The organism is Cupriavidus sp. DL-D2 (assembly GCF_039710735.1).
GTDB lineage: Bacteria > Pseudomonadota > Gammaproteobacteria > Burkholderiales > Burkholderiaceae > Cupriavidus.
Window position 1 is genome coordinate 26037 of the sequence record NZ_JBDKXK010000051.1, and the last position, 21213, is coordinate 47249.

At 64.4% G+C, this 21213-nt stretch carries 23 protein-coding genes; 11 read left to right on the plus strand and 12 right to left on the minus strand.

What is annotated here, in order from left to right:
- Nucleotides 1-27 precede the first annotated feature (27 nt).
- The gene (locus ABDB81_RS22355) at nucleotides 28-1704 is read right to left on the minus strand and encodes a thiamine pyrophosphate-binding protein (protein ID WP_346813622.1); all 1677 of its coding nucleotides are present in this window, start codon (nucleotides 1702-1704) and stop codon (nucleotides 28-30) included.
- Nucleotides 1705-1970: 266 nt separating this feature from the next.
- Between ABDB81_RS22355 and ABDB81_RS22360 the strand changes: the two genes are divergently transcribed.
- Genes ABDB81_RS22360 through ABDB81_RS22380 form a run of 5 tightly spaced genes read left to right on the plus strand, consistent with a single transcriptional unit; the run spans nucleotide 1971 to nucleotide 6759 of the window.
- Nucleotides 1971-2978 (plus strand): tripartite tricarboxylate transporter substrate binding protein, encoded by a 1008-nt coding sequence (locus ABDB81_RS22360; protein WP_160472448.1) that lies wholly within the window; start codon nucleotides 1971-1973, stop codon nucleotides 2976-2978.
- A 3-nt stretch (nucleotides 2979-2981) separates the two neighbouring features.
- A complete protein-coding gene (locus tag ABDB81_RS22365; RefSeq protein ID WP_160472449.1) occupies nucleotides 2982-4076 on the plus strand; it encodes a malate/lactate/ureidoglycolate dehydrogenase in 1095 nt (364 codons plus the stop codon).
- A gap of 16 nt (nucleotides 4077-4092) precedes the next feature.
- Nucleotides 4093-4884, plus strand: coding sequence for a 2-dehydro-3-deoxyglucarate aldolase (gene garL, locus ABDB81_RS22370; RefSeq protein WP_137927929.1), 792 nt, complete (start codon nucleotides 4093-4095; stop codon nucleotides 4882-4884).
- Nucleotides 4885-4912: 28 nt separating this feature from the next.
- Nucleotides 4913-5824, plus strand: a complete 912-nt coding sequence (locus ABDB81_RS22375; RefSeq protein WP_346813623.1) for a 2-hydroxy-3-oxopropionate reductase — start codon at nucleotides 4913-4915, stop codon at nucleotides 5822-5824.
- Nucleotides 5824-6759 carry a LysR substrate-binding domain-containing protein gene (locus tag ABDB81_RS22380; protein WP_137927931.1) on the plus strand — a complete coding sequence of 312 codons (936 nt, stop codon included), beginning with the start codon at nucleotides 5824-5826 and terminating at the stop codon, nucleotides 6757-6759. The genes ABDB81_RS22375 and ABDB81_RS22380 overlap by 1 nt, the downstream gene beginning before the upstream one ends.
- Nucleotides 6760-6924: 165 nt before the next feature.
- On the opposite strand, the gene ABDB81_RS22385 is transcribed toward ABDB81_RS22380, so the two are convergent.
- Nucleotides 6925-7260: a hypothetical protein gene (locus ABDB81_RS22385; protein WP_137927932.1), complete on the minus strand. Its 336-nt coding sequence runs from the start codon at nucleotides 7258-7260 to the stop codon at nucleotides 6925-6927.
- A gap of 274 nt (nucleotides 7261-7534) precedes the next feature.
- Between ABDB81_RS22385 and ABDB81_RS22390 the strand changes: the two genes are divergently transcribed.
- Nucleotides 7535-8020 carry a GFA family protein gene (locus ABDB81_RS22390; RefSeq protein WP_346813636.1) on the plus strand — a complete coding sequence of 162 codons (486 nt, stop codon included), beginning with the start codon at nucleotides 7535-7537 and terminating at the stop codon, nucleotides 8018-8020.
- Between the two features lie 120 nt (nucleotides 8021-8140).
- The gene (locus ABDB81_RS22395; protein ID WP_346813637.1) at nucleotides 8141-9460 is read left to right on the plus strand and encodes a sorbosone dehydrogenase family protein; all 1320 of its coding nucleotides are present in this window, start codon (nucleotides 8141-8143) and stop codon (nucleotides 9458-9460) included.
- 117 nt (nucleotides 9461-9577) lie between these two features.
- On the opposite strand, the gene ABDB81_RS22400 is transcribed toward ABDB81_RS22395, so the two are convergent.
- Nucleotides 9578-10654, minus strand: a complete 1077-nt coding sequence (locus tag ABDB81_RS22400) for a porin (RefSeq protein ID WP_346813624.1) — start codon at nucleotides 10652-10654, stop codon at nucleotides 9578-9580.
- Nucleotides 10655-10855: 201 nt separating this feature from the next.
- Between ABDB81_RS22400 and ABDB81_RS22405 the strand changes: the two genes are divergently transcribed.
- Both ABDB81_RS22405 and ABDB81_RS22410 read left to right on the plus strand, forming a co-directional pair.
- Nucleotides 10856-11572 (plus strand): response regulator, encoded by a 717-nt coding sequence (locus tag ABDB81_RS22405; protein WP_137927934.1) that lies wholly within the window; start codon nucleotides 10856-10858, stop codon nucleotides 11570-11572.
- The gene (locus ABDB81_RS22410; RefSeq protein ID WP_346813625.1) at nucleotides 11569-12957 is read left to right on the plus strand and encodes a sensor histidine kinase N-terminal domain-containing protein; all 1389 of its coding nucleotides are present in this window, start codon (nucleotides 11569-11571) and stop codon (nucleotides 12955-12957) included. The genes ABDB81_RS22405 and ABDB81_RS22410 overlap by 4 nt, the downstream gene beginning before the upstream one ends.
- Here the strand turns inward: ABDB81_RS22410 and ABDB81_RS22415 are convergent.
- Nucleotides 12954-13397, minus strand: a complete 444-nt coding sequence (locus ABDB81_RS22415; RefSeq protein ID WP_160472458.1) for a MarR family transcriptional regulator — start codon at nucleotides 13395-13397, stop codon at nucleotides 12954-12956. The two genes, ABDB81_RS22410 and ABDB81_RS22415, sit on opposite strands and share 4 nt — an antisense overlap.
- Before the next feature lie 158 nt (nucleotides 13398-13555).
- On the opposite strand from ABDB81_RS22415, the gene ABDB81_RS22420 reads away from it, so the two are divergent.
- Entirely contained in the window at nucleotides 13556-13807 is a 252-nt protein-coding gene (locus ABDB81_RS22420) for a zinc ribbon domain-containing protein (protein WP_137927470.1), read from the plus strand.
- 36 nt (nucleotides 13808-13843) lie between these two features.
- On the opposite strand, the gene ABDB81_RS22425 is transcribed toward ABDB81_RS22420, so the two are convergent.
- Both ABDB81_RS22425 and ABDB81_RS22430 read right to left on the minus strand, forming a co-directional pair.
- A complete protein-coding gene (locus ABDB81_RS22425) occupies nucleotides 13844-14158 on the minus strand; it encodes a transcriptional regulator (protein WP_346813626.1) in 315 nt (104 codons plus the stop codon).
- Nucleotides 14155-14499 carry a toxin gene (locus tag ABDB81_RS22430; protein ID WP_137927472.1) on the minus strand — a complete coding sequence of 115 codons (345 nt, stop codon included), beginning with the start codon at nucleotides 14497-14499 and terminating at the stop codon, nucleotides 14155-14157. The genes ABDB81_RS22425 and ABDB81_RS22430 overlap by 4 nt, the downstream gene beginning before the upstream one ends.
- Nucleotides 14500-14727: 228 nt before the next feature.
- Between ABDB81_RS22430 and ABDB81_RS22435 the strand changes: the two genes are divergently transcribed.
- Entirely contained in the window at nucleotides 14728-16026 is a 1299-nt protein-coding gene (locus ABDB81_RS22435; protein WP_346813627.1) for an Nramp family divalent metal transporter, read from the plus strand.
- An 18-nt stretch (nucleotides 16027-16044) separates the two neighbouring features.
- On the opposite strand, the gene ABDB81_RS22440 is transcribed toward ABDB81_RS22435, so the two are convergent.
- The 6 genes from ABDB81_RS22440 to ABDB81_RS22465 form a co-directional block, all read right to left on the minus strand.
- On the minus strand, nucleotides 16045-16878 hold the full coding sequence (locus ABDB81_RS22440; RefSeq protein ID WP_137927474.1) for a tetratricopeptide repeat protein: 834 nt from the start codon (nucleotides 16876-16878) through the stop codon (nucleotides 16045-16047).
- A 15-nt stretch (nucleotides 16879-16893) separates the two neighbouring features.
- Complete coding sequence (locus ABDB81_RS22445) at nucleotides 16894-17844, minus strand: Ku protein (RefSeq protein ID WP_160472463.1); 951 nt, start codon at nucleotides 17842-17844, stop codon at nucleotides 16894-16896.
- 113 nt (nucleotides 17845-17957) lie between these two features.
- Nucleotides 17958-18647 carry an LrgB family protein gene (locus ABDB81_RS22450; RefSeq protein ID WP_137927476.1) on the minus strand — a complete coding sequence of 230 codons (690 nt, stop codon included), beginning with the start codon at nucleotides 18645-18647 and terminating at the stop codon, nucleotides 17958-17960.
- Nucleotides 18648-18650: 3 nt separating this feature from the next.
- Nucleotides 18651-19112, minus strand: coding sequence for a CidA/LrgA family protein (locus ABDB81_RS22455; RefSeq protein ID WP_346813628.1), 462 nt, complete (start codon nucleotides 19110-19112; stop codon nucleotides 18651-18653).
- 104 nt (nucleotides 19113-19216) lie between these two features.
- The gene (locus ABDB81_RS22460; protein WP_346813629.1) at nucleotides 19217-20152 is read right to left on the minus strand and encodes a LysR family transcriptional regulator; all 936 of its coding nucleotides are present in this window, start codon (nucleotides 20150-20152) and stop codon (nucleotides 19217-19219) included.
- Nucleotides 20149-21108 (minus strand): AraC family transcriptional regulator, encoded by a 960-nt coding sequence (locus ABDB81_RS22465; RefSeq protein ID WP_346813630.1) that lies wholly within the window; start codon nucleotides 21106-21108, stop codon nucleotides 20149-20151. Before ABDB81_RS22465 ends, ABDB81_RS22460 begins: the two co-directional genes overlap by 4 nt.
- Nucleotides 21109-21213: the final 105 nt, after the last annotated feature.

Below are 21213 nucleotides of genomic sequence, written 5' to 3' on the forward strand. Positions count from 1 at the left end.
CATAATTCAAACTAAAAGCGTCTGGGATCAGCGCAGCGGCAACTCCGTCACCCGCATGGCCGGCGTGATCTGCAGCGGGTCCGTCACCAGTTCCAGAACGGCCGGCTTGCCCGCCTTCATGGCGCGTTCGAAGGCCGCCGCGAAATCCTCGGTCCGCTCCACGCGTTCGGCCCATGCACCGCAACTGCGCGCCATCTCCACAAAATCCGGATTGACGATAGCCGTGCCGCTCTGCCGACCCGGGTAGCGCTTTTCCTGATGCATGCGGATCGTGCCGTACATGCGGTTGTTCACCACGATCGTGATCAGGTTGGCGCCATGCGCGGCGGCCGTAGCAATTTCCTGCGGATACATCAGGAAGCAGCCGTCGCCCGCGAAGCAGACCACGGTCTTTTCCGGATGGCGCAACTTGGCGGCGATACCAGCCGGCAAGCCATACCCCATCGCACCACAAGTCGAGGCAAGCTCGGTACGGGGCCGCTTGTACGCGTAGAAGCGATGCAGCCAGACCGTGTAGTTACCGGCGCCATTCGATAGCATCGCGTCTTCCGGCAACACCTGGTTCAGATGCGCCATCGCGGCCCCCAGATCCACGCCCGTCAGTTCGGCGTGCGGTTTGGGTGGTGTGACAAATGCCTCGTGCTCGGCCCGCGCACCCGTGGTCCAGTCCTTCCACGGCTTGGCAGCCGGGGCCTGCAGTGCCGCCAGCATCGCGGCACCCGCTTCCACGCCGGCATGGATGGGCAGCGCGGCCTGATAGACGCGGCCGAGTTCGAAGCTATCGGCATGGATGTGAACCAGCTTCTGCTTCGGCCGCGGCGCATCCAGAAGCGTGTAGCTATCGGTCGCGATATCGCCCAGCCGCGTACCGAAAGCCACGATCAGATCGGCGGTCTTCACGCGCTCCGCCAGCTTGGGGCTGACACCGAGGCTCAGGTGGCCCACGTAGTGCGGGTCGCGATTGTCGATCACGTCCTGACGGCGGAAGGCACAGGCCACTGGCAGATCCCACGCGTTCACGAACGCGGCGAAGTCGCGCACGGCGGCGTCCGTCCAGTTCGCTCCGCCCGCGATCACCAGCGGACGTTTTGCTTCGGCCAATGCGGCGGTCAGCGCCTTGGCATCGGCTGCAGCCGGGGAAGCAGCAACCGCACGATACGGCGCGGCATCGGCGCATTCCACCATGCCGTCGAGCACGTCTTCCGGCAGCGCCAGCACCACGGGGCCGGGCCGGCCCGATGTGGCGACCTGGAAGGCGCGTGCCACCATTTCCGGAATGCGCGCGGGGTCGTCGATCTCGGCGGCCCACTTGGCCATCGAGCCGAACACGGCGGCATAGTCCACCTCCTGGAAGGCTTCCCGGCCCTTGTACTGGCGCGCGATCTGGCCGACGAACAGGATCATCGGCGTGGAGTCCTGCGCGGCGATATGCACGCCGATGCTGGCGTGCGTGGCACCCGGCCCGCGTGTGGCAAAGCAGATGCCCGGGCGGCCGGTCAGCTTGCCATCCGCCTCGGCCATATTCGCCGCCGCGCCCTCGTGCTTGCAGACCACCAGGTCGATGGACGACTCGTCATGGAGCGCGTCCAGCACGTCGAGAAAGCTCTCGCCGGGCACGCAGAAGATGCGCTCGGTGCCGTGAATGCGCAGTTGGTCGACCAGTACATGACCGCCGGAGCGGGCCGAGGGGGTTGCAGTTGTCATGGCGAAATCCAGTAAAGAGGCTTCGTGAATGTCTGCAATTGTTCCGTTTGACGCCCAAGGCCGCGCGGTCTATCGTGCATTTCTGTTATGCGTTTTTTGCAAGGCCGCACGGCGGGTGTCCGTGTAGATTGACAGGCGAGGCGCCGTACAAGGCGCCCGGTTCTGCGCCGCTGCTCCGTCCCGGAAACCGGCAGGCAGAACGACATAAAAGGAAACGCCGAACCGGGATGAAGACCCCGAAACGTTCCGTGAACAGGAGACAACCTATGCTTTTGACCCAACGCGCCATGCGGCCCGTGCTGGCCGTGCTTTGTACCGGATGCATGGCCGTGGCCGGCCATGCCGGCGCCCAGACCGGCACGCATGCGGCCGACCACTATCCGTCCAAGCCCATCACCTATGTCGTGCCCTTCGCAGCCGGCGGCACCACCGACCTGCTGGGTCGCCTGATCGGCCAGAAGCTCTCGCAGACACTGGGCCAGTCCGTGGTGGTGGAGAATCGCGCAGGCGCGGGTGGCAACATCGGCTCGGACTATGTCGCCAAGGCGCCTGCCGACGGCTACACGATCCTGGGTGGCACCATCAGCTCGCATGCCATCAATACGAGCCTGTATCCGAAGATGCCGTATGACCCGGTCAAGAATTTCCAGCCCATCACGCTGATCGGCACGCTGCCAAACGTGCTGGTGGTCAACAGCAGCAGCCCATGGAAGAGCGTGCAGGACGTGATTGCCGCCGCCAAGGCCAAGCCCGGCTCGATCAACTTTGGCTCGTCGGGCAACGGCACCTCGCAGCATCTGGCCGCCGAACTGTTCGCCAACATGGCCGGCCTGCGCATGACGCACGTGCCGTACAAGGGCAGCAGCCAGGCCGTGCAGGCGCTACTCGGCAGCCAGGTGGATCTCGTCTTCGAAAACAGCCTCGCCGCGATTCCGATGATCCAGTCTGGCAAGTTCCGGGCATTGGCCACCACTGGCGGCAAGCGCGCTGCCGAGTTGCCCGATGTGCCGACAATGGCCGAATCGGGCCTGAACGGCTACGAGATCGTGTCGTGGCAGGCGATCTTCGCACCGGCCGGTACGCCCGCGCCGGTGGTCAACAAGCTCTCCGCCGAAATCGGCAAGATCATCCGCCAGCCGGACGTGCGTGCCAAGCTGGCCTCGATGGGCGTGGAGCCTTCGGGCGCCGGCCCCGCAGAATTGTCCGCCTTCCAGAAAGCCGAGGTGGCCAAGTGGGCCAACCTGATCAAGGTCGCCAATATCCACCTGGAGTAATGCATGAGTGAACATCGAATCCCGACTGCTGGCCTGCATCAGTGGGTGGTCGATCTCTGGCTGGCGGCGGGTTCCGACGCGCGCGAGGCGGCGCTGACCGCCGATCACCTCGTCGGCGCCAACCTCTCCGGCCACGATTCGCACGGCGTGGGAATGATCCCCAAGTACGTGATGTCATGGCAGGCGGACCAACTCCAGTTGAACCAGCAGGTCAGCGTGGTGCATGAGTCCGGTGGCATCCTGAGCCTCGACGGCAATCGCGGCATGGGCCAGGCGGTGACCGAAGAGGCCATGCGCATGGGGATCGAGCGCGCCAAGGAGCACGGCGTCTGCGTGCTGGGCCTGCGCCGCTCGCACCATCTGGGACGTGTGGGCCATTGGGCCGAGCAGGCCACGGCAGCCGGCATGATCTCGATCCACTTCGTCAACGTGCTGTCCAAGCCGATCGTCGCTCCGCATGGCGGCTACGATGCGCGCTTCGGCACCAATCCGTTCACGATTGGCGTGCCCGTGGCGGGCCAGCCGCCGCTGGTGCTCGACTTCGCGACGAGCGCCATCGCACTCGGCAAGGTACGCGTGGCCAACAACAAGGGGGTGCCGGTGCCGCCGGGCAGCCTCATGGATCCGCACGGGCACCCCACCGACAACCCCGCCGTGATGTTCCCGCAGCCCGGTACGCCGCAGGGCGCGCTGCGTACGTTTGGCGAGCACAAGGGTCATGTCCTTGCGGTGATGTGCGAACTGCTCGGCGCCGCCGTGACGGGCGGCCACACGATCCGCCCGGAAACGCTCACGCACGAACACGCGGTGTGGAACAACATGCTGGCCATCGTGTTCGATCCCGCGCGGATGGGTAGCAGCACCTCGTTCGGCCATGAAGTCGAATCGTTCGTCGAATGGATGAAGGCCTCGCGCCTGCAACCCGGCAATGACGACATCAAATTGCCCGGCGATCCCGAGCGCGCGTGGCGCCGCGCCCGCGCCGAATTCATCCCCGTGGATAGCGGCACGCTCGCGCAACTCGACGATGCCGCGGCACGCGTGCTGCAATCGCGCGGCAAATCCCCGGGCCCGCTGTCGGCGCTGGCCGCAGACTGATCAGGAGTTTTCCAACATGACTGCCACCCCTCACCTGCCCCAGCTTCATCCGCTGCCCAACCGCTTCCGCGCCGACATGCTCGCGCGCAAGCGCCTGATCGGACTATGGAGTTCGCTCGGGCAAGCCACCACCAGCGAGATTGTCGGTCTGGCCGGCTTCGACTGGATTCTGCTCGATGGCGAGCACTCGCCCAATGATGTGCTGACCTTCGCGCCGCAACTGATGGCGCTCAAGGACAGCACCAGCGCGCCGGTGGTGCGCCCGCCGTGGAATGATCCGGTAGCGATCAAGCGGCTGCTCGACATCGGCTTCTACAACTTCCTGATTCCGTTCGTGGAATCCGCCGAGGAAGCGCGCCGCGCGGTGCAAGCCACGCGTTATCCCCCCGATGGCATTCGCGGTGTCTCCGGTGCGCAGCGGCAGAACCGCTACGGCACGTTGCCCGACTTCTTCAAGACGATCAACGACAACATCTGCGTGCTCGTACAGATCGAAAGCCGCAAGGGCGTGGAAGCCGTGGAAGCAATCTGCGCCGAGCCCGGCGTGGACGGCATCTTCATCGGTCCGAACGACCTGGCCGCGGCATACGGTCATCTCGGCAATCCGAACCACCCCGATGTGCAGGCCGCCGTAAAACAGATTTACGATGCAGCGAATCGCGCGGGCAAGGCCATCGGCACGCTGACGCCGGTGGAGGCCGACGCGAAACGCTACCTCGACATGGGCGCGCACTTCGTGGCCGTGGGTATCGACCACGTGCTGCTGCGTGACGCGGCCCGCGCGCTGCGCGAGCGCTTTCCTTCCTGACAGAACTTGTAGCAACCGGACATCAATCATGAGCAAGATCGGATTCATCGGACTGGGCGTGATGGGCAAGCCCATGGCGCAACACCTTCAGGCCGGCGGCCACACTGTTTACGCGCACACGCGCAGCGGCGTGCCGCAGGAACTGCTTGACGCAGGCATGCAGTCGTGCGCGAGCGCTACCGACGTGGCAAAGCAAGCGGAAGTCACCTTCCTGATGCTGCCCGATACACCGGACGTGGCGCGCGTGCTGTTTGAAGACAACGGCGTGGCAGCGGGTCTCGCCAAGGGCAAGATCGTGGTCGATATGAGCTCGATCTCGCCCATCGAGACGCGCGAGTTCGCAAAGAAGATCGAAGCCTTGGGCTGCGACTACGTAGACGCGCCGGTCTCGGGTGGTGAAGTGGGCGCGAAGGCCGCCACGCTGTCGATCATGGCCGGCGGCAAACAGGCCGTGTTCGACAAGGTCCTGCCGCTGCTGCAACTGATGGGCAAGAACATCACGCTGGTGGGCAATGTTGGCGACGGACAGGTGGCGAAGGTTGCCAACCAGGTGATCGTCGCGCTGACCATCGAGGCCGTGAGTGAGGCGTTGGTGCTGGCCGCCAAGGCCGGCGCCGATCCGGCGCGCGTGCGCGAGGCGCTGATGGGCGGCTTTGCCAGCTCGAAGATCCTCGAAGTTCACGGCGAGCGGATGATCAAGCGCACGTTCAATCCGGGCTTCCGCATCGAGCTGCACCAGAAGGACCTGAACCTGGCGCTGTCCACGGCCAAGGCGCTGGGTCTGGGCATGCCGAACACGGCATCGACGCAGCAACTGTTCAACGTGTGCGTAGCCCAGGGCGGTGCGGCGTGGGATCACTCGGGACTGGTCAAGGCGATCGAGCACCTGTCGTCGTTCGCCATCGGCGACAAACCGCCTGTTTCGACAACTTCGGCCTGATGTCCGCGCTCAATTCCGACGACCTGGCGTGCTTCGTCTGCGTGGCCAACACGCAGAGCATCTCGCGCGCTGCGCTGGAACTGGGCGCCGACCAGTCCACCGTGAGCCGTCAGATCACGCGGCTCGAAGCTGCGCTCGACACGCGGCTGTTTCATCGCAGCGGGCGCGGCGTGGTACTGACCGAAGCTGGCGCCACGCTGCTGGGCTACGCGCGGCAGGTGGCCACCACGCTGTCCGAAGCACGCTCCGCGGTGCGGGCATCTTCCGCGCAAGGGCCCACGCAACTGGTCATCGCCGCGCAGCCGACCATCGCCAACACCGCGTTTGCGTCCATCGGCACCGCACTCAAGGAACGCTATCCGGCAACGAAGTTGCGCTTTGTGGAAGGGTTGGCCTCGCCGATCCTGTCCTGGCTCGCAGCCGGTGAAATCGACGTTGCCCTGCTCTACCTGCCCGAGCAACAGGGCGCGCTGAAGGTCGATGTGCTGCTGGAAGAAGACCTGACGCTGGTCACGCCTGCATCATGGAGCCACGTCGGCCCCACGTTTCAGGCCCGACGCCTGGGCGAAGTGCCGCTGATCCTGCCGAGCACGACCAGTGGCCTTCGCATGCTGGCTGAAGCATTGGCTACGCGCGCCGGGACGACATTGAACGTGGCGATGGAATGCGATGCGTCGAACGCGGTGTCGATGCGGCTTGTGGAAGACGGCTGCGGCGCGACGCTGCTGCCTTTCGCAGCTGTAGCGGATCGCGTGGCGCAGGGTCGGCTGCATTCGGCACGACTGGTCGATCCGGTGGTCACGCGCCAGGTGGCCGTGGCAACGGCACGCAATCGTCCGGCGGTTGCTGAGTTGTGGGATGTGATGCAGACGGTGCGGCAGTCTGTGAGGAAGACGGTGATGTCGGGGGCCTGGCCGGGGGCGCGGCTCATATAACGCATCGACGGTTTTGCTCCCCTCTCCCGCGCGCGGGAGAGGGGCTGGGGGAGAGGGCCAGCGGCTTCAACGACAGACAAGTCGCTATTTGAAGCTCCATGCCCTCTCCCCCGACCCCTCTCCCGCAACGCGGGAGAGGGGAGGATGCCGCAAGCATGCGAGGCGTTACTGCTTCGTCCCCTGCTGCAATTCCGCCTTCGCCGCTTCGTTGGCCGCCTTCTTGGCGTCCTTCTGTTCGCCCTTGGCGGCGCTCACGTCCTGCTTGTACGTGCTCTTGGCTGCTGCCTTCTCCGCCTTGTACTGGTCATTGGCGGCCTTGCGCGCTTCGCGGCGCTCCACCAGCGGGTCCTTCGGCGGCTGGATCTGCACCGTGCCCGGCGGCACTGCGCTCGTGGTGTTGGCGGGAGCGGTCGTGGTCTGCGCGAATGCGGTCGCCGACATCAACCCTGCAACCAGGGCACCAACCAGCGAGGTGTTGCGAATGATTCGAGTCTTGGACATAAGAGACCTCTCAATGTTGTTATCGAAAGAACCTGGAACCTGAAACGAAAACGGAGCGTTGCCGCACCGTTTGCCCAAGTTTAGAAGCCATCTGGTGTGTCGCGTGCCGCATTCAAACAATCCCTTACAAAAACTCGCGCGCACTGACAGACAACGCCTGACAACGCCACAGTTTTTGCCGGGTTACCGTGGCCAATCCTTGCGTCAAGTGCTTGAAACGAGGGGGCCGGTCACCCACACTGTGATGCATTGCCACCTCGATATCGGAGTCATCATGCATCTCGAAGGTTCGTGCCAATGCGGCGTCGTGCAGTTCTCGCTTGAGTCGGATTCACCGTCGCCATTCATGCATTGCCATTGCTCGATCTGCCGCAAGACTGGCGGCAGCGCGGGCTACGGCATCAATATCGGCGGCGATGCCGAAACGCTACGCGTTAGCGGGCAAAAGCACGTTGCCCACTTTCATGCGGTGATGCGCGAGCCGGGTAAATCGCCCCATCACTCAAAGGCGTATCGCTACTTCTGCAAGCAATGCGGCACGCCGCTGTGGCTGTGGGACCCGCGCTGGCCCGAACTCGTCCATCCCTATGCCAGCGCCATCGATACGCCGCTGCCGAAACCACCGGAAACCGTCGAGATCATGCTGGATGACGCACCAGAGTGGGTCGATGTGCCGCGCGGCAAAGGTCACCGCCATTTCAGAAAGTTTCCCAAGGAATCGCTGCGCGAATGGCATCAGCGCCACGGGATGCTGGGGTAGTCAGACGGCAGCGGACATCAGCTTGCAGCGCCGCTGACATACAAGCCGAGCGCACATTCCTATGCTTCAGGTAGTTCTGCACGACACCGCCTCCTGGAGCCCTCCATGGTTCGCCCCTTCATGATCTATCCCATGGCCACGATGTTCGCCGTCGTGGCCACGCTCGTGTTGCTGAGCGGCTGCGGCGAATCGGCCAAGCTGCCCGAAGCGGCCGGCTTTGGTCCCGCGCCCAAGCTGCCTGCACCGAACCAGACCACCATCCCCACCGTCCACGTTGCCCCCGCCAAGGGGTGGGAAAACGGCAAGATGCCCGTAGCCGCCGATGGCATGCGCGTGGCCGCCTTCGCAGACAAGCTCGACCATCCCCGCTGGGTCTACGTGCTGCCCAACGGCGACGTGCTCGTGGCCGAGACCAACGCGCCGCCCAAGCCCGATGACAGCAAGGGCATTCGCGGCTGGGTCATGAAGCAGGTGATGAAGCGTGCCGGTGCCGTAACGCCGAGCGCCAACCGCATCACGCTGCTGCGCGATACCGATGGCGATGGCGTGGCAGACCAGCGCAGCGTCTTCCTCAAGGATCTGAATTCGCCGTTCGGCATGGTGCTCGTCGGCAACGATTTCTACGTGGCCAATACCGATGCAGTGGTGCGATTCCCGTACTCACCGGGACAGACCAACATCACGGATGCGGGCACGAAGCTCGTGGATCTGCCCGGTGGTCCGCTGAATCACCACTGGACCAAGAACGTCATCGCCAGCGCGGACGGCAGCAAACTCTATGTGACGGTGGGTTCCAACAGCAACGTTGGCGAGAACGGACTCGACAAGGAAGGGGGTCGAGCCGCCATCTGGGAAGTCGATCGACAGTCCGGACAGCATCGCATCTACGCCAGCGGCCTGCGCAATCCAAACGGTATGGCATGGGAGCCGGCCACGAAGATGCTGTGGACTTCGGTCAATGAACGCGACGAGATCGGCAGCGACCTCGTGCCGGACTACATCACCTCGGTACGCGATGGCGGCTTCTATGGATGGCCGTTCAGCTACTACGGCCAGCATGTGGACGAACGCGTGAAACCGCCTGCTCCGGATATGGTGGCAAAGGCCATCGTGCCGGATTACGCCGTAGGTTCGCACACGGCATCGATTGGCATGACCGGTGCCTCGGGCAACAGCCTGCCTGCGAGATTCCACGATGGGATGTTTGTCAGCCAGCACGGCTCGTGGAATCGCAAGCCGCGCGCGGGTTACAAGGTGATCTTCGTGCCGTTCGATCAGGGCCGCCCCACGGGCGCGCCATTCGATGTACTGACCGGTTTTCTCACCGATGACGGCGACGCGCAAGGGCGCCCCGTTGGTGTGGCCGTGGATACGCGCGGTGGCCTGCTGGTGGCCGATGATGTCGGCAATATCATCTGGCGCGTCACGGGCGCGCAGTGAATCTGCGAAAGCGCATAGAAAAACCGGCGATGCCAGCACTGGCATCGCCGGGGGACCACCCACCACGGCAGCCCAAAGCCTCGAAAGTGTCGAGTTTCCGAAGCGGTTGGAATCGACTCAGAAGCGGTGTTGCAGACCCGCGATCACACCGACCTGATTGCTGCCGTAGCCCACAAAGTCACGAGACACGCTGACGTTCTGCCCATTGCGTGCGCGTGCATAGCCGCCCGACAGATAGGCCGCCGTGCGCTTCGAAAAGTTGTACTGGGCGCGCACCGAGAACAGGATCGGATCGCCATCCGTATCGCCCTTGATGTTCTGCTTGTAGACCGCGCCGATTAGCGTGAAGGCCGGCGTGAAGTCATACGCGGCACCCACCCAGTACAGATCGCTAAGTTGCTTGGACGCCGACGTCGTGAACGTCTTGCGATAGTTGCGATATCCCGCGTAGACCGATAAGGCCCCAAAGTCGTAGCTGGCACCGGCATGGATGCCCTGCACGTAGTCCACATTGTCAGTTGGCGTAGTGCTCGTGCCCGCGCCCATCTGGCGATCCCATGTCAGTGCAGCCGCGAACTTGCCCGCGTTGTAGCCCAGGCCGAGGTCGTATTTCGAGGAAGACTTGAAGCTGCCCGGCACTTCGCCGAACGACATCGTGCCCCCCACCTTGACGGGACCGAACTTGCCATCGTAACGCACGATGTTGGCGGAGCGCGAGAACATGCCGTCCTTGCGGCCACCCGTGGCCGTCGACGACGTGGCCCACGAATAGCTCGGTGCGTAGCCCATCGGGTCGAACGGCAGCATGAAATCGTAGGTCGTCGTGAAGTCGCGGCCCATACGGATGCTGCCCAGCGTCTTGTCCTCAATGCCCACCCATGCCCGGCGATCGAACAGCGTGTTGTCGGTATCGAGCTTGCCGGTATCCACGGCGATGCCCGATTCCAGCGCGAAGATCGCCTTCATCCCGCCACCCAGGTCCTCGCTGCCGCGCAGGCCCCAGCGCGACGTGTTCTTGCCGCCCGACGTCATCTTGACGGTCGAGTTGCCGTTGGGGCCGGCGTTGCTCACGTATTCGATACCCGTATCCACGAGCCCGTAGAGTGTCACACTCGATTGCGCCGCTGCATTGCCCGACACCACCACGCCTGCCAGCGAACCCATTGCGGCCACCGCCGCCACCTTCCGTTTCATGCCAGTCTCCTCGTCGTTCTTGTGTGATCGGGAGCGGATGGTAGAAGGCGCGCACTTTCACTTCGCTTTCAAAGCGGCTGGCATTTTTGCGCGTGGTTCAGGCAACACGACTGGGAGTTTCCCTAACTGGCGAGGGCCGCGCGTAACAGGTATCTATCCACGCGCACCGTTTGCCCCAATCCCCTGCCCCGCTGTTAACCCATGCGTATCCTGCTTGCCGAAGACAATCTGAAACTGGCCGAGTCACTGGTGGCATCGCTGAGCCAGAGCGGCTTCACGGTCGATTGCATGCACGACGGCGCCAGCGCGGATCATCTGTTGACCACGCAAGACTACGCGCTTGCCATTCTCGATATCGGCATGCCGCGCATGGATGGTCTGGAAGTGCTGCGTCGGCTGCGGCAGCGCCGCAACCCGCTGCCTGTGCTGATCCTGACAGCCCACGGCACCGTGGAGGATCGCGTGCGGGGCCTGGACCTGGGCGCGGATGATTACCTCGCCAAGCCCTTCGCGCTGACCGAACTCGAAGCCCGTGCGCGTGCGTTGATCCGGCGCAGTCATGGTCACGACCGTACGGGTCTGTCGTGCGGGCCGCTGCACTTCGACAGTGTCAGCGGCGCGTTCACGCTGCATGGTGCACTGCTGTCGCTGACGGGCCGCGAACGGGCCGTGCTCGAAGTGCTGATGCTGCGCGATGGCCGCGCACTCAACAAGGCAGCGCTTTCGGAAAAGATCTTCGGGATCGACGAATCGGTCAATCCGGACGCCATCGAGATCTATGTCTATCGGCTGCGCAAGAAACTCGAAGGCAGCGGCGTCAGCATCGTCACGCTGCGCGGCCTGGGATATCGGCTCGAAGCGCAGGCACAGGACGCATCCCGGCAGACCGACGCGCAGGACGCGCCCCATCCACGATGAAGACCGGCAGCCTCCGGCTGCAACTGACGCTCTGGCTATTGCTGCCGCTGGTGCTGCTGCTGGCGCTCGATGCATGGCTGACGGATCGGCGCGCATCCGCCGCGGCGGATCAGGCATTCGACCGCACGCTCGCCGCTTCGCTCAAAGCCATGCGCGAGGGCATCGCCCTGCGCGATGGGCGTGTGGAAGTGGAGGTGCCCTACCTTGCGCTGGAGGTCTTCGACGCCGAGCAAGGTTCACGGGTGTACTACCAGGTCCGCGATGCCGACGGTAAGACGATCACCGGCTACGACGGCCTGCCGATGCCACCCCGGCCGAACCGTACGCTCTATCGCACGCACTTCTACGACGCGGTCTACCAGAACACGCCCTTGCGCATGGCCGCCACGCCGATTCCTCTGCACGATGTGCGATCGGCACGCACGCGCATGGTGTGGGTGCTGGTGGGTGAATCCACCGAGGCCCGGCAGCACCTTGCCCATGACATCCTCGTCGGATCGCTGCTGCAGGAACTGGTGCTCGTCACGCTGGCGCTGGTCATTGTCTGGTTTGCCGTGGGGCGCGGATTGCGACCCTTGCATCGGTTAACTCAGGCCATGGCCGCACGTGGTCCCGACGATCTGCAGCCGCTCGACGATACCGCATTGCCCGACGATATCCGCCCGTTGGTGGCCGCCGTGAACCAGTACGTGGCCCGGCTGCACCGGATGATTGCCGGGCGGAAGCGATTCTTTGCCGATGCCGCGCACCAGCTCAAGACGCCGCTGGCCATCATCCAGGCCGAAGCGGAACTGGCCCTGCGCGAATCCGCTCCCGCCAATGTTCACGCTCATGTGGCGCGGCTGCACGGATCGGTGCAGCATGCGGCGCGAGAGGTGGCGCAGTTGCTCTCGTTGTCCCGCCTTGAAAACGATAGTGGTTATGCTCCCGACCTGACGCCGCTGCAGCTTGATGCGCTCGCTCGAAACGTGGTGCTTGATTGGGTGCCGGTGGCCCGGCGCGACGGTATCGATATCGGATTCGAAGGCCACGACACCGAAGCGGCCAGCGTCACGCGGATCGAAGGACAGACCCATCTGCTCCAGGAGATGCTCGGCAACCTGATCGACAACGCAATCCGCTATGCGGGCCCCGGCGCCGTGGTGACCGTCCGCGTGGAGGGCAGGCGCCTGATCGTGGAAGACAACGGTCCCGGTGTATCCGCCAGCGAGCGCGGGGACGTCTTCAAGCGGTTCTATCGCGGGCAGGCAAGCGCCAGCCGCGAAGGCAATGGATTGGGGCTTTCCATCGTGCGCGAAATCGTGCGGCTGCACCGTGCATCCATATCGCTGTCCGAGACGCACGGCGGCGGCCTGACTGTCGTCATCGTGTTCCCGGAGAACTAGTTCTGCTGCGGCTTCAGCAGGTTGGCGCGCGCCCGCTGCAGAAAGCCGATGAAGCGCTCGGCCTCTTCCGCGCTGAAACCGCTCAGGGCCTCGCTGGTAACCAGATCTCCCACCGCGCGCGCCGCGTCCAGGGCCTGACCAGCCTTCTCGGTGATATCGACCATGCGCTCGCGCCGATCCTGCGGATTGGGCCGGCGCGCAATCCAGCCGCCCTCTTCCATACGATCCAGCAGCCGCCCTGCCGAAATCGGCGCCACCTCCATCAAGTCGGCCAGGGCGGCCTGATTCATCTCGCCGTGGAACGATAGATTGGCGATCACCCGGTACTGGGCACGGGTCAGATCGAGCGTGGCGCGCGAGAGTTCGTCGAACCGCTTGCCTGACAGACGGCCTACGTCCGCCACCAGAAAGCCAAAACGCTTGTCGAGATTCTTGTCCATGCGCGCGATTATAGGGATTCGCAGCGTTCCATTCGTTGATGGAACCCGTCTTGCACCTGGCAAGCCCCATCCATATGGCGTAGGAAAGCGCTGGGAATCACCGCGGCCACCTCAACCTGATCTAAGCTAGCGCTGTACACCGAAACTCCGGAAATGCGATGCCCACCTACGACTACCGATGTGACAAATGCGGTGATTTCTCGCAACTTCGCCCGATTGCCAGCCGCGACGTACCCGCCGTGTGCCCAGGCTGCGGCGAGGTGGCCCCCCGCGCGTTGGTAGCCGCCCCATCACTTTCCGGCGGTGCCGCAGAAGGCACCTCATCCTCGCACGGCGGCAATTGCGCCTGTTGCGGACCGGTCAAGCTGGCTGGAAGGACGGGCGGGAGTGGGTGGTCGGCAGGTCGATAGGCGCTACTGCGGCAGCGTTGCAACTCCGATTGCCGCTCAGACAAGTGAGGCAAGCTTCTCCAGCGTTTCCGGGTACTTCTGAACCAGCTTGATCAGCACCGTCGCCTGCGCATTGGGCTTGGCCCGGCCCTGCTCCCAATTTTCGAGCGTGCGAGCGTTAGTCCTCAGATACATGGCGAAAACTGGCCGCGACATGCCGAATTGCTGGCGAATTTCAACTAGGTCCTTGCCGTCGATGTCATGGAGGTCCGCCAATCGAACCTTGTGAGTGCGAAGCGTTGTCTTGCCCTCGCGCTCCGCTTCCAGTGCGTCGAAGCCTTCGACAAGTTCCGCAAAAATGTCGCGGGTCATATACCTCTCCTTTTGCTCTGTTCCCGTTCCAGGAACAACCTCAATTGCTCTGTCTGGGCAGGCGTCAGATCAGCCTGTCCGTCCTTGTCATATATTGTGAAGAGCCAGAACTGCGGGCCGCCTCGCCAGTAGTAGTAAATGACCCGCAACCCTCCGCGCTTGCCTTTTTGTCGTCGCGGATCGATGTAGCGCACCTTCCGGAGTCCATTGGTGCCCCGAATCACTTCGCCGCCAATGGGGTTCAGAATCAGCGCCGCCTGAAGAAGACGAAAGCCATCGTCGTCCAGATAGGTTTCGCGGTGGCGTTCGAACGCCGGCAACTCAACGAATGTGGCATGCATAATGTACGTTAATTACGTATAGATAGGAAGTGTGGTTGCCGTAACTGTGTATCGAAGACGCCTTGCTAAACGTGTCCAACTCCTGCGGATATGTGAACTTGTGTGTCCGGAACGGCTTTTGCGACATCTATTGCGCAAATGCGCAAATACAATTGGGAACTATTCTCAATAAGGTCATAGAATGCTGCATGGGGATCGTCCCGTATCCCCGCCCTGGAATACCTCGCCATGCCGCCCCCGACCGACTCCGCCGTCCTCCAGCCCACCGCCCCGCCACCCCGGCGTTCGCGACTTGCGTTCGTGGGTGCTGGCGCGCTCGTGGCGGTCGGGTACATGGATCCTGGCAACTGGGCCACGGCTATCGCCGGTGGCGCCAAGTATGGTTACAGCCTCCTGATCGTCATTGCCGTCGCGAGCGTGATGGCGATGCTGCTGCAGTGGATTGCCGCGCGCGTGGGCGTGGTGACCGGGCGGGATCTGGCGCAGCTTTGCCGTGACCGGTTCCCCCGGCCTGTGACGGTAGCGCTGTGGGTGGCCAGCGAGATCGCGATCATTGCCTGCGACGTAGCCGAAATCGTCGGCAGTGCCGTGGCATTGCAGTTGCTGTTCCACGTCAAGCTGTGGGTAGGCGTGCTCATTGCTGCCGTGGTGACCATCCTGATGCTGGCGGTCCAGCGCTACGGGCAGCGCACCATGGAGAGCATGGTCGCCAGCCTGATCCTTCTGGTGGCACTGTGCTTTGTCGCGCAACTGGCGATGGCGCAGCCCGAGTGGGCAGCGGTGCTCGGCGGCATGGCGCCGTCCTCGCAACTAGTGCGTGACGCGGGCATGCTCTGGCTCGCGGCCGGTATCGTCGGCGCCACGGTGATGCCGCACAACCTGTTTCTGCATTCCTCGCTGGTGCGCCGGTTCACGCCGCCACCGGGGGGGCGCCGCGAGCGTCGGCGTTCGCTGGCCGAGATCCTGAGCGGCATGAACCTCGACACCTTCGGGTCGCTGAGCTTCGCCTTCCTGATCAATGCGGCGCTGCTGATCCTGGCGGCCTCGGTGTTCCACGCCAACGGGCTGACGGACGTCGAGGATCTCGCCGATGCGCATCGTCTTCTCGCCCCGCTGCTCCACTCCGACATGGCGAGCCTGCTGTTCGCCGTGGCGTTGCTGGCCTGCGGCTTGAACTCCACGCTGACCGGCACGCTGGCCGGTCAGGCGGTAATGGAAGGGTTCCTGAATCTCAAGATGTCGCGCATGCGCCGCGCGCTGCTGACGCGGGCCGTGGCGATCGTGCCCGCGCTGCTCGCCGTGTCTGCGTTCGGCGAACATGGTTCGGCCAGCCTGCTGGTGGCCAGCCAGGTGGTGCTGAGTCTGACGCTGCCGCTGGCGGTGGTGCCGCTGATCTGGTTTGGATCGAGCCGCGACCTGATGGGAGCGTGGCGCGTTCGCGGCTTGCCTCTGATGGCCGCATGGGGCTGCGCCGCCGTCATCCTGTTCCTGAACGGTGCGCTGCTCTGGCAGGGTGCGGTGTCCTGATATGCCGGCGCCCGTGGATCAATCCACGGGCTCCAGACGCCGATACTGGTTGTAGTGGCGAATCGCGCGATGCGGATCGCCCAGTTCCTCATGCAGCCGGGCCGCGTTGTAGTGCGCATCGGCAAAGTCGGGGGCGAGGTCGATGCAGGCGTGATAGCTATCCAGCGCCGCGCGCAATGCGCCGAGGTCCTCGAGCGCCACCCCTAGATTGAAATGCAGCAGCGGCTGGTCCGGCAGGTGCGCCAGCGCCTCGCGATACCGGCTGGCGGCTTCCTCGAAGCGTTCCTGGTCGCAAAGCAGGCAGCCCAGGTTGAGCCAGGCATCGAGATAATCGGGCGCAGCCGATACGGCGCGCAGATAGGCGGCCTCGGCCTGCGGGCGATCCACCCGTTCCAGCGCCACCGCGCGATCGAACCACGTGGCCGGGTCTTCGTCGGACGGACCGGACCGTGACGGCCGTGCAGCCCGGTGCAAGTCGAGCACATCGGCCCGCGCGGTTTCGCTGAGCGCGTCGAGATCCAGCACGAACTGCCCCGAATCCACATGCCAGCGGCCCTGCCGATCTTGCACCGTCACGTCGCCGCCGACAGCGGTCACACGCAACCCGGTAGGCGGACGGCCCTCGCCAAGTCCCTGCAGCCGCCGCAGCGAACGCGTGATCTGGCGCGTGGGAATGCCCGCCTCGCGTAGCGATTGCGCGGTGCGCAGCAGCACTACATCCTGAAAACTGAACCGATACTCGTGCCGCGCGCCGCGCCGGGGCGCCACCACGCCGGCAGTCATCAAGGCGGAAATAACCGTGCGCGAGATGCCAAGCAACGCCTGCACATCGCGCATCGAATAGGCTTGCATCGTGGCCGGCGCTCCCTATTTGCGTGCCGCGCGCCTGGGCGCCTCGACCGGTGTTGGCGCGGCGGCGCGCCGTGCGGTCTTTCGCGCAGGCGCTGCGGCAGCTTCAGTCTTGGCGGCCACCTTGGCCGCCGGCTTTGGCGCGGCCTTGCCAGTGGTCTTTGCCGACGCCTGCGCCGCCGGTTGCCGCTTGTTGGCTCCGATGCTCTTGCGCAAGGCTTCCATCAGGTCGATGACCTCGCCACCTGTGGAGGCTGGCGTTTCGGCGGCAACGGTAATCTTCTTCCCGGCGATCTTCTTGTCGATCTGGTCGAGGATGCGCTGCTTTTCCTCGTCGGTATAAGCCGCCGCATCGTAGCCCTCCACGGCGTTCTGTTCGATCAACTGCAACGCCAGCTTCAGTTCCGCCGCATTCACGTCCGTGTGTTCGACGTTGAGGTCGCTCATGTCGCGCACCTCGTCCGCATAGAGCAATTGCTGCAGGATCAGGCCATCGGCACCCACCCGGATCTGCACCATGTACTGCTTGCCCTTCCATGCCCACTTGGCCAACGCACAGGTGCCGGTCTCCCGCATGGCTTCCGCCAGCAGGTTGTAGGGTTTGGCGCCGCGCTTGTCAGGCCCGAGGTAATAGGCTTTGTCGAAGTAGATGGGATCGATGGCACCAAGTGGCATGAACGACACGATATCGATGGTCTGCGCCGCCGCATCTTCCAGCGCCTTCAACTCATCCGGCGTAAAGGTTACGTATCGGTCTTTCTCGAATTCGTAACCCTTGACCATCTCGGAGCGATCCACCACCACGTCTTCCTTGAGGCAGATGTACTGCTGGCGCAACCGCGATCCGCACCCCTTGTGCAGCAGGTTGAAGCTCACGGCGGATTTGGTCTCGGTGGCCGAGAAGACCCTCACCGGGATCGACACCAGGCCAAAACTGATCGATAGCGAGGCAATGGAACGTGCTGCCATGGCAACTTCCTCCCGCAAGAGTCACGTGTCACGCGTTGAGGAAGTCTAGTCCGCGGGACGAAGCCCGTGGCATCGGCCATGCGCGAGTGCAGCATGCGCCGCCAGCGCGCCGCTTAGCCCACCACGGCAATCACCCAGCCAGTCAGCGTGGGCCCGGCCACCACCATCAGCACGCCGGCCAGGACCATCGTGAGACTGGCCACGACACCCTCCTCCGTATGACGTTGCCGAGCACGTGCCGTGCCAAAGCCGTGCGCGGCCGCCCCGAGCGATGCACCCTGCGCCACTGGCGAGCGCAACCGCAGCAACGCCAGCACGGCATCTCCCACCATCATGCCCACCAGCCCGGTCATGACCGTGAACAGCGACACCAGATCGGCCGAGCCGCCCGTGTGCGACACCACGGCCACGGCGAACGGCGTGGAGACCGAGCGCGCCATCAGGCTGCTCGACACCTCATTGCTGAAATGAAAGGCCTCGGCCAGCAGTCGCGCGCTGACCAATGCCACAAGCGTGCCGACCACGACGCCGATCGCCAGCGCCAGCCAGTGGCGGCGCACGATGGCGCGATGCTCGTAGATCGGTACGGCAAACGCGATGGTGGCCGGGCCCAGCAGCCAGACCATCCAGCGGGTATCGGCCACATAGGCGGCGTATGGAATATCAGCGGCCAGCAGCAGCGCAATGGTCAGCGCCGGCACCACGATGGCTGGCGACAGCCAGAAACGCGGCAGGCGACGATGAAACGGTTTGATGGCGAAGTACAGCGCAATCGTCCACACCAGGCAGAAGAACGAGGCCATGGCTTACTCGCCCTCGCCTTCGGTGACACCCTTGCCGCGCCATGCCGCGATGCGGCGTTCGAGCCGGCATCCCGCGTGGACGGCCAGCGCGGTGGCGGCCATCACCAGCACCGTGCCCGCCACCACGGCAATCGTGAGCTGGACGCCCTCGGCGCGGAACAGCGGCACGTAGTTGACCACGGCCACCACGCACGGGATGAAGAACAGCACGAGTTCACCGAGCATCCAGTCCGCGCCATCCTTGACCCAACCCACCGGGGCCTTGCCCGAGAGCAACAGTGCCAGCACAGCCAGCAGGCCCAGCACGCCGGGCGAAATGGACCAGCCCAGCGTGCGCGTCAGCCAGTCCGCCGCCCACCAGAGGGCCAGCAAGGCGCCAACCTGCGCGGCGACTCTCGGCAGGCGGTGCTTGCGGGCTTCGGAAAGGGACGATGCGGCAGGGGAAACGGCGTTGGTAACGGACACGGCAACAAGAAATCGGGGGCGATGACGGCGATTATTCGCATAATTTCCGCACAACGACAGACCGATACTCCGCATTGGTTGTGCAAATATGCACAACCTACCAGCTAGGCGCCGTCCAGAAACAGCGAGACATGCGCATCCACCTGCTCGGCGATGAATGCGGCGACGGCGCGTACGTGCGCGGCCTTCCAGTGATCCTCATGGACATGCATGTGAAAGGTGCGCGTGACCTCTACCTCGTCCGGCAACACCGCTTCCAGCGTGGGAAATGCGGCGGCGACGTAGGCTGGGAGGATGCACAGGCCATGGCCCGCAAGCGTCGCATGTACCTGCGTCAGCAGGTTCGTGCTGCGCACCCGGGCGTTGTAGTCCACGCCAATGGTTCCGGCGAAGCTCAGTTCGGGCGAGAACAGGTGTTCCTCCACGTAACCGATGAACGGATGCTGCAGCAGATCGGTCTTGGTTCGAATACGAGGCGCCCGCTTCAGGTACGACTTCGTGCCATAGACGAACATCCGATAGTCAGTCAGGCGTCGGGAGGCCACGCGCAGGTGATCGGCACCCGCGAGACCGATGGCGATATCGGCTTCCCGACGCGTGAGGCTGAACAGCCGCGCGGCCGCGAAAATCTCGATTTCCAGCCTCGGATGCTGTTCGGTCAGCAGATGGATGCGCGGCGCTAGGAACATACTGCCGAAGCCATCGGGTGCACCAATCCGGACCGTCCCGGCGATGTCCTGCTCGCCCGCCGCCGCAGCCTTCGATGCCAGCAAGGCGCTCTCGATGGCTTCCGCCGTGGTCAGCAACCGCTCCCCGGCCGCCGTCAGCGCATAACCCACATGGCTCTTGTGGAACAGGCGCGCATTGAGCACACCCTCCAACGCATGGATATGCCGCGCGACAGTGGTGTGTTCCGTGCCGAGTTGTTCGGCCGCAGCCGACAACGTTCCCGACCGCGCCACGGCCAGGAAGTAGCGATAGTCGTCCCAGTTGTCCTGGGCACGCGGGGTGGCGCGTGCGGTAGCTTTGCGCGTGGTCATGCGGCGCTTTCCTCAATGGTGTGGCCGCGCGCGTCGCGATGCCGGCGCCGGTAGTCACTTGGCCGCTCGCCGAAATGCTGCGCGAACACCCGTCCGAACGCAGCCTGCGAGACATAGCCGCACGCTCCCGCCACGGCGGACACCGACATCGCGCCTTCCGCAAGCAAGCGCGCCGCACGTTCCATGCGCAAGGCGCTCACCAGTTCCAGCGGTGTAAAGCCCGCGTGGGCAAAGCGCCGCAGCAGCGTGGCGCGCGACACATGGCACGTGGCCGCCAGTCCGTCGACGGTCCAGGGGTGCGCGGGGTCGCGCACCACTGCGTCCACGGCCCGAGCCGTGCGCGGATCTGCCATGAGTCCAAGCACGCCAGCCGATACCTGCCCCCCGGCCGTCAGCACACGCAGTAGTACCGTAAACATTGCATTCGAGAGGCTGGCCACGATGGCCGCGCTGCCGGGCCCCGGCCGCTCGGCCTCTTCATGCATCATGCCGATCAGCCCGCGCAGCCAGCCGTGGCGCTCGCTATCGGCCTCGTCGCCGGCCCCGGCGGTCTGAACGCGCAGCACCTCGGGCATCGCGCCCAGCAGCACGCTGGCAGTACGTCCCAACACGAAGGTGCCGCACAGGATGTCCAGCGGTGCGGCGTTGCCGGGCACCACCACCTCTGTGACCACGCCGTTGAAGTGGCGCGACGGTTCGGCACGGCGCGTGCCCGCATGCATGCCAGATACGGTATGCGCCCCGCCACGCGGAAAGAGCAGGACATCGCCGGCCGCCACGTGCAACTGCTGGCGTCCGACCATCACCTCGGCGCGTCCGTGCAGGATCACGTGATACGGCACGTGGCCCGGCGGGGCCTGGTCGTGAAAGGCCGACCAAGCCCCGGCCACGCGGCAATGCAGATCCACCGTGCCGGAAGGTGCCAGCAGGCGCACAAGTTCGCTGAGACTGTCCATGATCCGATCGAGCAAAAAACTGATCCGATTCTAATCCATACGGATCACGGCGGCATCTACCATGGTTTCCAAGGGCAACGACACAACCGTCCGAGCACTACCGAA

Excerpts from the sequence above, each read along its gene's own strand:
- ABDB81_RS22355 (WP_346813622.1), bottom strand. The coding sequence starts at position 1,704 with ATGACAACTGCAACCCCCTCGGCCCGCTCCGGCGGTCATGTACTGGTC.
- ABDB81_RS22360 (WP_160472448.1), top strand. The coding sequence starts at position 1,971 with ATGCTTTTGACCCAACGCGCCATGCGGCCCGTGCTGGCCGTGCTTTGT.
- ABDB81_RS22365 (WP_160472449.1), top strand. The coding sequence starts at position 2,982 with ATGAGTGAACATCGAATCCCGACTGCTGGCCTGCATCAGTGGGTGGTC.
- garL (WP_137927929.1), top strand. The coding sequence starts at position 4,093 with ATGACTGCCACCCCTCACCTGCCCCAGCTTCATCCGCTGCCCAACCGC.
- ABDB81_RS22375 (WP_346813623.1), top strand. The coding sequence starts at position 4,913 with ATGAGCAAGATCGGATTCATCGGACTGGGCGTGATGGGCAAGCCCATG.
- ABDB81_RS22380 (WP_137927931.1), top strand. The coding sequence starts at position 5,824 with ATGTCCGCGCTCAATTCCGACGACCTGGCGTGCTTCGTCTGCGTGGCC.
- ABDB81_RS22385 (WP_137927932.1), bottom strand. The coding sequence starts at position 7,260 with ATGTCCAAGACTCGAATCATTCGCAACACCTCGCTGGTTGGTGCCCTG.
- ABDB81_RS22390 (WP_346813636.1), top strand. The coding sequence starts at position 7,535 with ATGCATCTCGAAGGTTCGTGCCAATGCGGCGTCGTGCAGTTCTCGCTT.
- ABDB81_RS22395 (WP_346813637.1), top strand. The coding sequence starts at position 8,141 with ATGATCTATCCCATGGCCACGATGTTCGCCGTCGTGGCCACGCTCGTG.
- ABDB81_RS22400 (WP_346813624.1), bottom strand. The coding sequence starts at position 10,654 with ATGAAACGGAAGGTGGCGGCGGTGGCCGCAATGGGTTCGCTGGCAGGC.
- ABDB81_RS22405 (WP_137927934.1), top strand. The coding sequence starts at position 10,856 with ATGCGTATCCTGCTTGCCGAAGACAATCTGAAACTGGCCGAGTCACTG.
- ABDB81_RS22410 (WP_346813625.1), top strand. The coding sequence starts at position 11,569 with ATGAAGACCGGCAGCCTCCGGCTGCAACTGACGCTCTGGCTATTGCTG.
- ABDB81_RS22415 (WP_160472458.1), bottom strand. The coding sequence starts at position 13,397 with ATGGACAAGAATCTCGACAAGCGTTTTGGCTTTCTGGTGGCGGACGTA.
- ABDB81_RS22420 (WP_137927470.1), top strand. The coding sequence starts at position 13,556 with ATGCCCACCTACGACTACCGATGTGACAAATGCGGTGATTTCTCGCAA.
- ABDB81_RS22425 (WP_346813626.1), bottom strand. The coding sequence starts at position 14,158 with ATGACCCGCGACATTTTTGCGGAACTTGTCGAAGGCTTCGACGCACTG.
- ABDB81_RS22430 (WP_137927472.1), bottom strand. The coding sequence starts at position 14,499 with ATGCATGCCACATTCGTTGAGTTGCCGGCGTTCGAACGCCACCGCGAA.
- ABDB81_RS22435 (WP_346813627.1), top strand. The coding sequence starts at position 14,728 with ATGCCGCCCCCGACCGACTCCGCCGTCCTCCAGCCCACCGCCCCGCCA.
- ABDB81_RS22440 (WP_137927474.1), bottom strand. The coding sequence starts at position 16,878 with ATGCAAGCCTATTCGATGCGCGATGTGCAGGCGTTGCTTGGCATCTCG.
- ABDB81_RS22445 (WP_160472463.1), bottom strand. The coding sequence starts at position 17,844 with ATGGCAGCACGTTCCATTGCCTCGCTATCGATCAGTTTTGGCCTGGTG.
- ABDB81_RS22450 (WP_137927476.1), bottom strand. The coding sequence starts at position 18,647 with ATGGCCTCGTTCTTCTGCCTGGTGTGGACGATTGCGCTGTACTTCGCC.
- ABDB81_RS22460 (WP_346813629.1), bottom strand. The coding sequence starts at position 20,152 with ATGACCACGCGCAAAGCTACCGCACGCGCCACCCCGCGTGCCCAGGAC.
- ABDB81_RS22465 (WP_346813630.1), bottom strand. The coding sequence starts at position 21,108 with ATGGACAGTCTCAGCGAACTTGTGCGCCTGCTGGCACCTTCCGGCACG.